This window comes from Tunturiibacter gelidiferens (genome assembly GCF_013410115.1).
GTDB lineage: Bacteria > Acidobacteriota > Terriglobia > Terriglobales > Acidobacteriaceae > Edaphobacter > Edaphobacter gelidiferens.
Window position 1 is genome coordinate 1,944,657 of the sequence record NZ_JACCCV010000002.1, and the last position, 14,021, is coordinate 1,958,677.

A 14,021-nucleotide genomic window follows, 5' to 3' on the forward strand; every position below is an offset into this window, starting at 1 on the left:
GCGAATGCAGAACTACTTCAACTACTTTACTGAAATCGAGGAGCGGTTTCAGCAGCGTCGGGGCTCGCTCCTGATGCTGTCGACCCTAGACTGGGCGCTGATCGAGACTTGGCGGGAGGCCCGCGTGCCTCTGGATGCCGTGCTACGCGGAATCGACAACGCCTTCGACAGACATGATGCGAAGGCTCGGCGCGCCTCCGGAAGGATCCGCAGGGTGAATGGCCTTGCATGGTGCGCACAGAGTGTGCTGGAGGCCGTGGAGCAGGTGATGGAAGCCTCTATCGGTGCTGCCCCCACCACTGCGGCCCAAGCCGCAGACACCGGCTTCGAAGCAGCACGAGTCGGACGTTACCTTGAAGATAATGCTGTTTCTATCGAGTCGGCGAAGCTGTCTCCCCCCGCTGATTCAACAGCAGCAGAAGTTGCAGGCAGACTCCGAGCCTTGGCCGCGGGTCTGCGGGTTGAACCGGCGCATTCGCTTGAAGAGCTCGACCGAACCCTTAGCGTTCTCGAAGAGAAGATGTTCGCAGCTCTACTGACGGCCGCACCGGAGGACGAGCTGGTCTCCCTGCGCGAACAAGCGACTCGCGAACTTGCACCCTACCGCAGCAAGATGAAGGCCGTTCAAATTAAACAGGTGCAGCAACAGTTTCTCCAGAAGCGATTGCTGGAAGCACGCAAACTACCTCGCCTCAGCCTCTTTTATATGAGTCACGGATGAAGTTACAAATCGAAAAGGCGATCTACGGCGGAGCCGGCCTTGCCCATCAGGCCGATGGCGAATCGATCTTTGTACCCTTCGTGCTACCGGGCGAACTGGTCGAGGTTGAGATTCGTCAGCAAAAAAAGAACTTTGAGGAAGCTTCCCTACTGCGGGTCCTGAAGGATTCGGAAAACCGTGTCCAACCACCATGCATACACTTCGGAGAATGCGGCGGATGTCACTACCAGCACGCCCAATATCCCGCACAAGTAGAGATGAAGGTATCCATCCTGCAGGAGGCAATGGAACGCGCCGGGTTGAAGACGCTGCCTGAGATCCAGAGCCATGCCGCGCCTCCCTGGGCGTACAGAAATCGTATGCGCTTACGGCTCGAAGAGGTGGGCCCCACCTTGAGAGCTGGCTATAACCGGCGCGGCACCAATGAGTTTCTTGCAATTCAAGAGTGTCCCATCACCGCGCCGTTGCTATGGCGCGCGACCCAGAGCCTTTTGCAATTAGCGACCGAGAATCCTGCTGATAGAAGATGGCTTAGCAGTGCCGCAGAGGTAGAGTTCTTTACGACCGCCGACGAAGCCAAGATGCAGATGACCATCCTGGTTCGGAAGGATCAGCTCGGCCTGACATCCTTATGCGAGCGCATGAGACAGTTCGTGCCAGAACTGGTCGGGGCTGGCAGCGCTCTTCTCAAACCCTCTGGCCCACAGCGACAAATACAGAAGCCGCGTCCCCTGGAGAGTTGGGGAACACAGGGCCTGAGTTATCAGGTAGAAAACGAAGACTACTGGGTGAGCCGCGGCAGTTTCTTCCAGATCAACCGCTTTCTCATCGATGAACTTATTAGAATTGTCGCAACGAATCGCCAAGGGTTACTGGCGTGGGATCTGTATGCCGGAGTGGGATTGTTTTCTCGAGCACTGACGAAAACATTCCAGCAAGTCGTAGCAGTCGAGGCAACCGGTGCCGATCTGATCAACTCCTTCAAAGGAACAGGCAGACGCGCCATCGAGTCAACCACAGTTGAATTTCTCCGGAACGCAGTGGTGCAGCGGGAACGCCCTCAATTGATCGTCATGGACCCTCCACGGGCCGGCGTTGGGGCTGAGGTTTGCTCGCTCCTGGCGCGGATTTTGTCCCCCGAGATCGTCTACGTCTCCTGCGATCCTGTGACTCTGGCTCGCGACCTGAAGATGCTGGTCGACGCGGGCTACAAGCTCGAAGAATTGCACTTGGTTGACCTGTTTCCTCAGACGTTTCATCTGGAGACGATCGTGGTTTTGCGCAGACAAACTTAGCCACAATTGTGATGAAATGGTTGGTAAGTGCGGTCAGCAGGCAGAGCATTGAAGACCGGAAGAACGAACGAGCCGAACCCTGATCTCTGGCCGAAGGCGGTCGCACGCCTTCCCACGCTCGCATTCCGTCGCGCTCCTCTTTTGACGGCGGTCTGCTGGTTCGCGCTGGGCGAAGTGATAGCACGGAATCACGCGCCGATGGTCATGCTGTTCCTTGCCATGTCCTTGTTGTGCGCCCTGACGCTGGCGAGCCTGCGATGGTCTCTCCGGATCGCAATCGTCCCTCTGGCAGCCGTCTGGATGGCGCTTGGTCTTTTCTGCGCAGAGGTGCAGCCCGCTCCGCCTACTCAACACGCTCTGAAAACGTATGCAGATGGGTTGAGCCGGCAAGTCAGAGGACGCGTCGTACGGGTCCGCGAGCTGGTCCCCCAACAGGGAAACTCGGATCAGGATAAGGAAACAGGTTGGTGGGCAGAAAAAGAGGAGAACGAGGAGGCAGCGGCAATCGGCGCGCTTTCGGTCGATCTTCAAGTCGATGCAGTGGAGGAGGTAACGCCGGACGTCGCGTGGATGGCGCCTGTCACAGGTGGTGCGCGAATGAATGTCCTCCCTGACAAGCCTGCAGTGCAAAACGCTGCCCCGACAGGTTCTCTTGCACCCGCTGTTCGACCTCTTCCAACACTGAAGTGTGGCGATTTGGTGCAGGCTCCCATGAGAATGAAGGTGGCCGAGTACTACCGCGACCCGGCAGCATGGCAGTACTCTGACTATCTGCTTGCGCAAGGGATTGGCGCTCATGCCAGCGTGCGCGTCTCGAAGGTCTCCATCCTCTCCCAAGCCAGTTCAGAGCTTGCGGCTGCCAAGTCCGATTACGCGGCACAATGGCAGTGCAAGATCTTCACTGCACAGAATTGGGCCTCTGGGCGCGTGCTTGGCTATGTTCATTCGAAGGCGAACCGTGGACTTCCGGAGATCCTGCGGCTCAACCAGGACGATGCCGGGATGCTCAACGCGATGTTGTTTGGCGACCGGGCAGGCCTCAATAAAACGCAGCGTGTAGGCTTCGAGCGCACAGGATCGTTTCATCTCTTTGTCGTCTCCGGAATGCACGTCGGTTTGCTTGCAGGCCTTGTCTTTTGGCTGGCTCGCCGGCTCAAGTTGAGCGACCTGCTCGCAACACTGCTCACCATTGTTTTGACCTTTGGCTACGCGCTGTTGACCGGCTTTGGCGCTCCGGTACAGCGAGCTCTCTTTATGACTACCGTCTTTCTTCTGGCTCGTCTGCTGAGCCGAGACCGCAACGTACTTAATGCTTTGGGCGCGGCAGCGATGGCAGTACTGGTGTTGTCTCCAAACGCCTTATTCGAAGCCAGCTTTCAGATGACGTTTCTTGCGATCGTCGCGATCGGCGGCATCGCGATTCCGCTAGGCGAGCGCAGTTTCCTCCCCTACGCCCGAGCTGCGGAGCACCTGTGGGATAAGTGGCTCGATTCTGGCCTTCCCCCTCGGGTAGCGCAGTTTCGGCTGATGCTGCGAATGGGTAGCGAGGCGATTGCCAACCTGCTGGGCCAGTGGTCCAAGCGACTCTTACCGTTGACTGTCCGTTGGTTCCTTTGGGCGTTGGAGCTGTCGCTGATAGGCGTAGTCGCTGAGTTGGTGATGGTCTTGCCGATGGCGGTCTACTTTCACCGCGCAACGATGTTCGCAGTCCCCACCAACATGTTGAGCGTGCCACTTGTTGCTGTTCTCGCTCCAACCGCGGTCGTCACCTTTTGCGCCTCCCTCGTCAGCCCATGGTTCGCTTTGCTGCCTGGGGCGATGACGTCTTTACTGCTCCACGGCGTCAAGGGAGTAATAGGACGCGTCAGCGCATTTCATGCAGCCGATCTGCGCGTCCCCGCTCCCGCCTGGTGGGTCGCTCTCCTGGCAGTAGTTGCATGGGCCTTCTGTTGCTGGGCCGTGCGACGATCCCGCAACTGGGCGTGGGCTGCGGTCGTCACGCTGCCGCTCGTGGCCTTAATCGTACTGTGGCCGGAGCACTCGATTGTCTCACCAGGCATGATGGAGGTGACGGCGATCGATGTCGGTCAGGGCGATTCTATCTTTATCGTGGCCCCGGACGGAGCGACGATGCTGATCGATGCCGGCGGCCCCGTCGGCGGAGTCACCGAGGCCGCAGAGGCAACAAGCCGTTTCGACGTTGGCGAAGAGGTTGTGTCGCCATATCTCTGGTCGCGCAGATTTCGTCGGCTCGATGTGGTCGCTCTGAGCCATGCCCACAGCGACCACATGGGCGGAATGCCCGCAATCCTTCGCAACTTTCGCCCCCGCGAACTATGGGTCAGCATCGATCCCAACTCGGATGCTTACCGCTCGCTGCTCGCCGAAGCAAAAGATCTTGGAGTCACTGTGCGCCACTTTTACGCAGGCACCCAGCTTGCCTGGGGAGGAACGCAAATAACGATGCTCGCGCCCGAGGCCGATTACGCCAACCCTGGAGAGCCCGTAAACAACGATTCGCTGGTGATGCGGATGCAATACGGCGACTCGTCCGTTCTGTTGGTAGGCGATGTCGAGGCCCCGAGTGAACGCGAGATGCTCTCACATAAGAGAATCGCGCCCGTCACGCTCCTGAAGGTCGGCCACCACGGCAGCCGTACCTCGACGACCCAGGAATTCCTCGATGCCGCCGCTCCAAAAGACGCGGTTGTGTCGGTCGGCAAGGGGAATACATTTGGTCACCCCCGCTACGAAGTGATCGAACGAATTTCGGAGGCTCGGACTAAGCTGTATCGAACGGATGAGTTTGGCTTAACCACATTCCTGCTCGGAAGGGATGGAAAAATCCGTGAGCTTGTCGATGCGTCTAATCCATGAGTAGCTGACTTGATCGGGAGGTTTCGATGGAGTTGAATGGGCCAAATGCTGAGGCTGTCGTGATCAGTGCCGAAGAGCGGGCAGAAGAACAGAAGCTGATCCGCAGAATGCAGATGATGATGAACATGGTGATGCAGGTCATCGCGCAGGACGGGTCGCTGACGATAGACGAAGCCGCCCAGATGATCGCGGATAGCAGGAAGGCTGCCTTAGCCATGTTCCCAGGCAAAGAGTTAGCTTACGACCTCATCTGGCGTCCTCGCTTCCAACGCCTCATGCGCGAACGTTTTCGAATTATGTAGCGTCAGTTGTCCAACGCTCTAACCATCAAACTCCGCTTCGCCGCTCCTGTTACGCTGAGAAGACGATGCAGATTCGGCTGGCAACACAACATGATCTACCAGCGCTGATGAGCCTCGTCCGGCGAGTCGTTCCCCTGATGCGCGCGACAGGAAATCTACAGTGGGACGAGACCTACCCAAACGACGCTGTCTTTCAGCGCGACATTGACCTGAAACAACTCTGGATCACCGAAGTGGACGGTAACATCGCCGGCGTCGCTGCAATCACGACGGACCAGGAGCCTGACTATGCCCAGGTGGGCTGGGACATTACTGAACCCGCAATCGTAGTGCATCGTCTTGCCGTTGATCCCGCGTTTCGTGGTCAGGGAGCGGCTGGCGTGCTCATGCAAAAAGCTGAAGAGGTCGCAGTTGAACGCGGCATCACCGCCCTCCGCGTCGACACCAACACTCAGAACGAAGCGACACAACGTCTCTTTCCGAAACTAGGCTACCTGCTCGCCGGAGAGATCACCCTTGAGTTCAGACCAGGACTGCGTTTTCTCTGCTACGAAAAACGACTACCCCTCAGCTAATCCTCCCCGTAACACCGAACTCCCGTAACACCGGCCCACGCGATTGCTTCCATATAAAGGTTAGAATTTCGTGGAACTCGCAGAATCAATCGCGCATGTTCCGAAGAGGAGTGCTTTGCAATGGGTCGAAATCGTTTTGTTGTGAAAATGTGTTTGATGATGGCAGTCATCATGATGCCAGCCCTTGGGCGGGCTCTCGACAACGGTCTCGCGAAGACCCCTCCGATGGGATGGAACAGCTGGAACAAGTTTGGCTGTCAAGGTCTCAATGAAAAAGTCGTACGCGAGACCGCAGACACCATGGTGAGCAGCGGCATGAAGGATGCGGGTTATCAGTTCGTCATTCTCGACGATTGCTGGCAGACCGGTCGCGATGCCTCGGGCAATATCGTGGCCGACGCAGAGCGCTTCCCCTCCGGCATCAAAGCGCTAGCCGACTACGTCCACTCGAAGGGCTTGAAGTTCGGCATCTACACCGACGCCGGCACAATGACCTGCGCCAAACATCTCGGGAGCATCGGCCACGAGTACCAGGACGCAAAGCAGTACGCGAACTGGGGCGTCGACTACCTCAAAGAAGACTGGTGCAACACCCTCCCCGGCCAGAACAGCGAGTCCTCCTACACCCTTATGCGCAACGCGCTCGCCGACTCCGGACGACCGATCGTCTTCAGCATCTGCGAGTGGGGATCGACCAAGCCGTGGCTATGGGCGGGATCGATCGGAAACCTGTGGCGCGCCACGGGCGACATTCAGGACTGCTGGGACTGCAAGAAAGACTGGGGCGGCAACGGCGTGACCCAGATCATTGACCAGATGAATGGATTGGAGACCTACGCCGGTCCCGGACACTGGAACGACCCCGACATGCTCGAGGTGGGCAACGGCGGCATGACAAAGGAGGAGTATCGCGCCCACTTCAGCATGTGGGCTATGTTCTCGGCACCTCTGCTGGCGGGCAACGACATCTCAAGCATGTCGCCTGACACCAAAGAGATCCTGCTGAACAAAGAGGTCATCGGAATCGATCAGGATCCGCTCGGACGCCAGGCACACAGAGTAAAGAAGACCGGCGACCTTGAGATCTGGTCGAAGCAGCTGCAGGATGGCGGCCGCGCCGTCGTACTTCTCAACCGCAGCCCGGCCGCCGCGAAGATCGCCGTAGCATGGACCGACATCGGCTATCCCGATGCTCTCTCTGTCTCCGTAAGGAATCTGTGGAGTGCTAACGACCTCGGCAAACAAAGCGGTGGCTACTCCGCCGACGTACCCAGCCATGGCGTGGTGATGCTGACGATCAAACCATAGCTTCGAATCAATCGTAGAAGAGGCTACCGCCCGCATCGTCGCAAGCGGTAGCCTCAATTTTTCGTAATCGACCTGCCGCGCTAAGGTATCTGAGGCGGTCCCAGAACAGGAGTCTTCACTGGCGTCGCCAGTCCAACGATCTCAGTAAGAGTGCCGTTATTGAAGTCCGTCACCCAGAGATTGCCGCTGGCATCAACCACAATCGCATACGCCTCTGTGAATCCAGCGTCCGACGCATAGCCTGCAGTCGGAGACAAAATCGCTCCGGGCGAAGCCGCAACCGAACCTGCCAGCTCCGTAATCGTGTGACTATGCAGGTTTGCGACCCATACGTGACCCGATCCATCAATCGCGATTCCTTGCGGAGCAAGGATGCTGGCCTTGTTATCGCTATAGCCGCTCGAAACCACGGTTCCATCATTCGCAAGCTCAGTAATGCTGTTACCAATTTGATTCGCAACCCATACATAACCGCGTTGATCGACCGCAATGCCGTCCGGCCCGCTGCCACTCGGGAAGCTCGCAATCTGACTCCCATCAGCAGAGACCTTGCTCACGGTATCGTTGCCAGAATTCGCCACCCACCCGTAATGATTAGAATCGAGTGCAACCGCAAGCGGAAAGCTGAACTGCAGCGACTCATATCCGTTTGTACCCGAGAGCGGTTGACCGGTGCTCGAGAGCAGGGTGACTCGCGAGTTTCCATAGTCGGGGATCCACACGGTGCCGTTTCCATCAATTGCGATCGCCGTCGGATAACTGATCCCTCCAGCGCTATATCCGGTGGCGCCTGAGAGTATCTGGCCGCTTGAACTAAGCTCAGTCACGCTGCCAAAACCGCCATTGACCGCAGCACTTGCCCCATCCGGTATCCAGATGTTCCCTTGCGGGTCCACAGCAAGCGCATCCGAGTGGCTCAGACCGCCACCGGTAATGCCGGTCGGAAACAAAGGAGTGCCCGTCGTCGAAAACTCAGCCGCGATGCCCGAGTAGGTCGCAACCCAAAGATTGCCGGCAGCGTCTACGCCGAGGCCGGACGGCGCCTTACTGTCCAGCGGCACACCATCGCCGATACCCCCGCCATGGAAACTGATGTGCAGCGTCCAGTCCGCCGGAACCGCAGTGGGCACTGGTGTAAAAGGCATGCCGCTCGAGGGAAGCTGCCCAAACAACATGGCAACATTGCTCCCCGGATTACGCACCAGATTCAGAACCGCATCCAGCGTATTGTCTGGAGCCGTTCCTCCATTGGGTGTAGTCGCAGAGAAGAGTGCGCCGCACCCTGACGCCGTGGCCGTACAGTTATTGAGCAGATCGGCAACGGCGTTGATCTTCGCTGCCGGAGAGACACCTGTCATCGGAAAGGCCGCGCCCGGCGAGGTTCCGGTTGTAAGGTTCGCGAGATTCGCAACCGTAGCCACCGCATTGGCGAGTCCCTGTGTGTTAGTCGAACTCGCTCCAAGATTACCTTCCGTGCCAAAGAATTGTGCCAGTCCCCACGCAGTAACGGCAGTCGTCACCTCGTTGACCACGAACTGAGACGCGGCGGCTATCTGGTTGCAGGCGCCCAGTGCGCTGGCGAGTGTAATGGCTGGATTAGCGACAGCGCCTCCCACCTGCCCACCGCGCACGAGAACATAAATCTGTGACGCGGCGAGGGGACAGGCATAACCCGCGGGCACAGTGAACGCTCCCGCGGCATCGGTGGTGAGTGTGCTCGTAAGCATCGCGGTCGAAGCGGAGCCATTCCCTCCGGTTCCGGCAGCATACAGTTGGACGGTCCCTCCTACGATCGGCTGAGAACCCGCCATCGCCTTTCCTGAAAAACTCACACCAGGATTGGTGACTACTGGGGGCGGAGTGACCGGAGGTGGAGTCACAGGAGGTGGAGTGACCGGCGGAGGAGTGGTCGGGGTCGAACCGCCACCGCATCCCGCAAGCGAGCAAGCCAGAACCCCCGCCATCGCCGCGCTGAAAAATCCCTGAAAGTTGCGCAAAAGTAATCTCACTGGAGGGCCAAGAATATCAAAGGTGGATGCAGTTACTGTCGGTAAGGCTTCGTGAGTCCGTCCAGATCCACCGAGCCGAGAAAGGAGCGAAGAGCCGTCGTCAACTGCTGACGCGCCACATCCACCGGCAGCGTCGTGTCTATCGTCTCAACCTTCAGCAGGATGGGGATGGGACGCTGGGTCTCCCGAGATAGCAGAGACTGAGAGGTCGGCTTGCTGTAGACAAAGCCGAAGTGAGTGCGGTCGCTCGAATATTCTCCGCACGACCCGCTATTGCAGATGGTAGTCGCCTCAAGCGATTGGGTCGCACCATCGTTGAAAAAGGAGCCCGAAAAACCAACCGCACCGTTCGCAGTGGGCATCGAGAGCTGGTCCCGCCAGATCGGATCCTCCCCCCGCGCAGAGTGGCAGATGAGCGTATCGTGAGACCCCATCACCGGCGAAACCCCGATCGACACGTGAGCCCCGCCATCCGCCGGAGCATACTCGGCCCAGTGATAGATCAGGGGACCCGTGAATAAATTCTCATTCCAAGTGCGCGCCAGAGTATAGCTCCCGATACGCTCGGGAAACTGTCCGGGCGCGTTCTCATCGGCTCTTCTCTGAGCAGCCGCGCTACCCATGTGTGTGCTTACATAAGCGCGCGCGACTCCATAACAACTGAACAATACCAGCGCAAGCATTCCAAAAAAACGAAGATAGAAGGAGCGTCCTGCAACTCCGCCGTCCGAGTGGAGCAAAGTCAGCGCAGGGGGCTTGATCTGGCCCGGCGATTCGCTCAAACGGCGCACCACGTAGAACAGCAGGAAGGTCCCCAGAAGAAAGAGGCACGCGCCGATGACGTAATCCCCCATCTCGGCTTTGCTTCGCAGGGAGGGAATGCGCAACGCGACCAGATAATAAAGAACCAGAATGCAGAGGCGCGCGAAGTTGAAGACGTAACCCAGCAGAACAGCACCGGCCACCACCGCAGCATGCGCATACCATCGGAAACGATAGACATAGCCGGCAATAAGCGCAATGAACCCCATCGTAACGGCGCCACGAATGCCATTGCACCCTGGAGCGATGAACATGCCAAACTCCGGAGTGAACATCAGCCGCAGTTGATCCGGGCTCAGCGGCTGGCCCAACGCAATCGCGAACGCGCGAGCGACGTGAGCCGAGGCGCGCTGTAACGGCAGATCGACAAACACGTTGAAGATGTGAGGAATCGGATTGACAAACCACAGAAGAACGAGCGGAAACAGTGATGCCCGGAACAGACGTGTGCCACCAAACAGCAGGACCACCCCAGCGCCATACGCGAAGGCAACAAGCGAGTGCGGCGGCACGTAAACCGACCATTTAGGCGAAAAAACAAACACCAACACCGCTTGGTCCCGGATATGCACGACCGCGGCCGTGACGACCAGAACAACCAGGCCCCACCAGCTGCCCTTCATCTCCCATCCAAGTGAGCGCCACGCCCGCAGAACCAGCACAAAGCTGACCAGCGGGATGAACATCCCGATCGACTTAAGGGCGTCCGTGGTCCAGAGGTTCCAAAGAGCACTCACGGTCGAAAAAATGGTGGATAGACCGAGCACCGCGACAATCGCCGCGAGCCCTGCAGCCCGTGATAAGCCCAGCCCCTCCGCTCCAGCCGATCGGAGTGGGCTGACTTCAGCGGTAGCAGGTAACGTCGACATACAGGTCTTATTGATCCAGGCAGCGCACCAGGGGAGTATTAGGTGGCAAGTCCCAGTGACGCATTACTTGGAAGAGTTACGACGAGCCTTGATGCGAGCACGTACCGAAACGAAAAATGCACCTGCGGAGCCTACGACAGCAAGAATCGCTGTCGGATTTTCCGGAGAGTTCACGCAACCGTCTTGAGCGTGCAGCGGAAGGGCGACGGAAGAGAGGAGGGCGATGCCGGCTAGTAAGAAACAGGTTTTCTTCATTGGTGTCCTCAATTGGGAAGGTACCGTTACGAAAGTTGAAAGTCAACGCAGAATGACTTCCACTTCATAACACTTTTGGGTACCCTGATCATTTTCACCGCCTGTCTACAAAGTCTCGCAGACACCATGGCGGCTTCGCCGACGTCCTGCCGCAAAACAGACGCTCCAAAGGACTTGCCCATTCTTTCTCCACAGGCGGCAGCTGAATCGCTATATCCCAGTTATACCTGGACTTAAGTTGTACAGACCGCGCTTTCGTCATTTTGGCTGAAGCTGAAGCCAGGTATGCAACCTCGACTCCTGAACCGACTGCAATTTAATGCAGTCATTGATACTATCAACAGCCTTTGCAAGGGTCCGTTCGACCGCCGCAACCTTGTGGATAGCAAAGAAATCGGTCACCTCGTCCCTCTGTTTGACCGTGCAGAAGGCCCCCGTGGCTCCCACCACCTCAGCCCCCGACGACACCGTAAACTGAGCGCTCACCTTCTCCCAGTTCTGCCGCATATATCCCCAGGCCTGATCTCGGGTCTCGCGATCGCGCAGCAGCTCCGCCAACATGGTCCAGCTATCCTGATTTCGAACCTCTCCCGAGGCGATCAGGTCGAGCGTGCGTCTTACCAGCGAACGATCGCGAAACCGCGCCAGCAGCCGCAGCGCATCGGTCTGTTGTCCGGGATCGCTGAAGTTCCTGCTCACCGCAAGCACCTTATCGTAAAGCCCCGCGTCGCCGTTGGCTGCGCTCACCTGCACTGCCGCGTCCGCCAGCGTCGGATCCTGCGTCTTATCCTTTTTATTGTCCACGGCGAAGACCCGTGCGGTTAGCAGCTTTGCCTCAGCCAGAACCGCAGTATCATGAGCCTCCCCCAGCAGCTCAAACAGCGTCCCACGAAGCTGCTGACGATCGAACGGCTCCTTCTTCACCGGGCTCCCGAGTGCCGAGTACACCGGCCCGAACTGCCGTTGCAACACCGCCGCCAGCTCAGCGCGATCCGCATCGCTCGCTATATCCGAATCGATCTTCTCGATCGCCTGATGCGCTGTATCGAGCACACCCGCACTGGAGTCTCCCTTCAGGGCCATTACCAGATTTAGAAAATCCCCCACATCTGTCTGCCCTGACTGCACCAGAGCCCAGCGATCCCCCAGCAGACCGATTCGCTCCGGCGGCGTCATCGAACTCTCCGCCTTCGCATCAATCGCGCTGAACTGCGCCGGTGTGTACGCCGTTCGGTAGTACCCCTTTGCCGCAGCATTGCTATAGAAGAACGGCAACCCAGCATCCACTGGCAGGGGGAGGCTGGAGTCCCCTGGCGTCAGCACCCGGCAGATCGGCTCGCCAGTCGTCTTGAGACACACCGGCACCGTCCACTCCTGCACTCGCCCGTCCACCGGCCGATTCGCCTCATCATCGGACAGAAAAAACCTGCTCTGCCTCACCGGGACGCTCCCAGCCTGCCGCTCCGAGAACGTCAGCAGCGGCACCCCAGGCTGCGTCACAAAGCTCGACATGATTTTATCCACCGGTAGGTGCGAGTTCGCCGTCTGTGCACTCCAGAAGTCTTCCGCGGTCGCATTCGCATAGAGATGCGCCTGCAGATAGTTATGCACTCCCTGCCGAAAGACCTCCTTCCCCAGATAGTTCTCTACCATGCCGATCACGGCCCCGGCCTTGCCATACGCAATCCCGTCGAACATCTCGTTAATCTGATCCGGAGTATTCGCCGTCGCGCGAATCGTTCTTGTAGTCCTCTGCGCATCGAGATTCAGCGTCTCGTTCAGCCCCTGCGCGTCATCCTGGTCAAAGTTCCACTCCGGGTGCCACACGGCCACCGGCTTGGTCTCCATCCAGCTCGCGAAGCCTTCGTTCAGCCACAGATTGTCCCACCACTGCATCGTCACCATATCGCCGAACCACTGATGCGCCATCTCATGCGCCACCACCGCCGCAACCCGCTTCTTCTCGGGAATATCGCCGGTCTTCGCATTCACCAGCAGGTCGGTCTCGCGATACGTGATGCACCCGAAGTTCTCCATCGCGCCCGCTTCAAAGTCTGGCAGCGCGACCATATCCAGCTTCGACATCGGATACTTGATTCCAAAGTAAGTGTCGTAATAGTGCAGAACGTACTTCGCCGACTCCAGCGCAAACCTCGTCAGCTCCACCTTGTCAGGCGTCGAACAGACACGAATCGGCACTCCATCCGACTTGCCCTCCGTGCATTTGAAGTCACCCACCAGAAAGGCAACCAGGTAGGTCGACATCTTCGGCGTCGTCGCAAACCGAATCGTATGTTTGCCCGCCACCGGCCCCGCTTTATCCGAGATCATGTTCGAGTTCGAGATCGCCGTATCGCCGCTATCGACGACCACCGCAATGTCATACGTAGCCTTCAGCGCAGGTTCATCGAAGCCTGGAAATGCACGTCGCGCATCGGTAGGCTCAAACTGCGTCACCGCATAGTTGCGCGCTTTAGTCTTCGAAAGATAGAACCCCCGCAGCTTATCGTTCAGCACCCCCGAATAACGAATCGCCAGCGTGACCCTCCCCGCGGGCAGCTCCTCGGCAAAGCTAAACGTGGCCTGCTCCTTCTCGCCGTCAAGCGTCACAGTTGCGCTCTGCGGATGCCGATCCGCCTCAACCGGGTTCAGCGACTTCGGCTGCGATCCCAGCTTGCCATACGAGTACGCAGCCACCGGCAGAACATAGGCCTTCACCACGCCAAACTTAAGCTCCGCCGCATTCAGCGTGATTCGCTTGCTGGGAACATCCAGCACAACATCGATCGTCTCTTCGCCGCTAAAGGTCGCCGACTTCAAATCCGGCGTTACCATCAGCCCATAGTGCTCCGGGTGGACGTCGACGGGTAGCCGCTGCGCTTGCACTCCAACGGTTGTGAAAACAAAGAGAGCAAAAGCAGAAAGGATAGAAGCAGAGTCACGAACGAGCATCAAAGAGGGCCTCGAAACGATGGAAGTGTTTTTCTA

Annotated in this window: 10 protein-coding genes; 6 read left to right on the forward strand and 4 right to left on the reverse strand. The window is 58.2% G+C overall.

Translation table 11 applies throughout. From position 1 onward, the window contains the following. Positions 1–4 precede the first annotated feature (4 nt). The 6 genes from HDF12_RS20240 (at position 5) to HDF12_RS20265 (ending at position 7,078) form a co-directional block, all read left to right on the forward strand. The gene (locus tag HDF12_RS20240; protein WP_179586376.1) at positions 5–721 is read left to right on the forward strand and encodes a hypothetical protein; all 717 of its coding nucleotides are present in this window, start codon (positions 5–7) and stop codon (positions 719–721) included. Then, positions 718–2,016: a 23S rRNA (uracil(1939)-C(5))-methyltransferase RlmD gene (gene rlmD, locus HDF12_RS20245; protein WP_179586378.1), complete on the forward strand. Its 1,299-nt coding sequence runs from the start codon at positions 718–720 to the stop codon at positions 2,014–2,016. The genes HDF12_RS20240 and rlmD overlap by 4 nt, the downstream gene beginning before the upstream one ends. A gap of 48 nt (positions 2,017–2,064) precedes the next feature. Next, positions 2,065–4,893 carry a ComEC/Rec2 family competence protein gene (locus HDF12_RS20250; RefSeq protein WP_179586380.1) on the forward strand — a complete coding sequence of 943 codons (2,829 nt, stop codon included), beginning with the start codon at positions 2,065–2,067 and terminating at the stop codon, positions 4,891–4,893. Positions 4,894–4,919: 26 nt separating this feature from the next. Further along, positions 4,920–5,195: a hypothetical protein gene (locus tag HDF12_RS20255; RefSeq protein WP_179586382.1), complete on the forward strand. Its 276-nt coding sequence runs from the start codon at positions 4,920–4,922 to the stop codon at positions 5,193–5,195. A 65-nt stretch (positions 5,196–5,260) separates the two neighbouring features. Further along, on the forward strand, positions 5,261–5,770 hold the full coding sequence (locus tag HDF12_RS20260; RefSeq protein ID WP_179586384.1) for a GNAT family N-acetyltransferase: 510 nt from the start codon (positions 5,261–5,263) through the stop codon (positions 5,768–5,770). A 120-nt stretch (positions 5,771–5,890) separates the two neighbouring features. Beyond that, entirely contained in the window at positions 5,891–7,078 is a 1,188-nt protein-coding gene (locus HDF12_RS20265) for an alpha-amylase family protein (protein WP_179586386.1), read from the forward strand. 80 nt (positions 7,079–7,158) lie between these two features. Here HDF12_RS20265 and HDF12_RS20270 read toward each other — a convergent pair whose 3' ends face one another. The 4 genes from HDF12_RS20270 to HDF12_RS20285 form a co-directional block, all read right to left on the reverse strand. Then, the gene (locus tag HDF12_RS20270; protein ID WP_179586388.1) at positions 7,159–9,075 is read right to left on the reverse strand and encodes an NHL repeat-containing protein; all 1,917 of its coding nucleotides are present in this window, start codon (positions 9,073–9,075) and stop codon (positions 7,159–7,161) included. Between the two features lie 44 nt (positions 9,076–9,119). After that, on the reverse strand, positions 9,120–10,778 hold the full coding sequence (gene xrtJ, locus HDF12_RS20275) for an exosortase J (protein ID WP_179586390.1): 1,659 nt from the start codon (positions 10,776–10,778) through the stop codon (positions 9,120–9,122). A 63-nt stretch (positions 10,779–10,841) separates the two neighbouring features. Next, positions 10,842–11,033, reverse strand: coding sequence for a PExPT-CTERM protein (locus HDF12_RS20280; protein ID WP_179586392.1), 192 nt, complete (start codon positions 11,031–11,033; stop codon positions 10,842–10,844). 258 nt (positions 11,034–11,291) lie between these two features. Further along, positions 11,292–13,985: a M1 family metallopeptidase gene (locus HDF12_RS20285; protein WP_179587155.1), complete on the reverse strand. Its 2,694-nt coding sequence runs from the start codon at positions 13,983–13,985 to the stop codon at positions 11,292–11,294. Between the last annotated feature and the right edge of the window lie 36 nt (positions 13,986–14,021).

Excerpts from the sequence above, each read along its gene's own strand:
- HDF12_RS20240 (WP_179586376.1), top strand. The coding sequence starts at position 5 with ATGCAGAACTACTTCAACTACTTTACTGAAATCGAGGAGCGGTTTCAG.
- HDF12_RS20255 (WP_179586382.1), top strand. The coding sequence starts at position 4,920 with ATGGAGTTGAATGGGCCAAATGCTGAGGCTGTCGTGATCAGTGCCGAA.
- HDF12_RS20260 (WP_179586384.1), top strand. The coding sequence starts at position 5,261 with ATGCAGATTCGGCTGGCAACACAACATGATCTACCAGCGCTGATGAGC.
- rlmD (WP_179586378.1), top strand. The coding sequence starts at position 718 with ATGAAGTTACAAATCGAAAAGGCGATCTACGGCGGAGCCGGCCTTGCC.
- HDF12_RS20280 (WP_179586392.1), bottom strand. The coding sequence starts at position 11,033 with ATGAAGAAAACCTGTTTCTTACTAGCCGGCATCGCCCTCCTCTCTTCC.
- HDF12_RS20265 (WP_179586386.1), top strand. The coding sequence starts at position 5,891 with ATGGGTCGAAATCGTTTTGTTGTGAAAATGTGTTTGATGATGGCAGTC.
- xrtJ (WP_179586390.1), bottom strand. The coding sequence starts at position 10,778 with ATGTCGACGTTACCTGCTACCGCTGAAGTCAGCCCACTCCGATCGGCT.
- HDF12_RS20285 (WP_179587155.1), bottom strand. The coding sequence starts at position 13,985 with ATGCTCGTTCGTGACTCTGCTTCTATCCTTTCTGCTTTTGCTCTCTTT.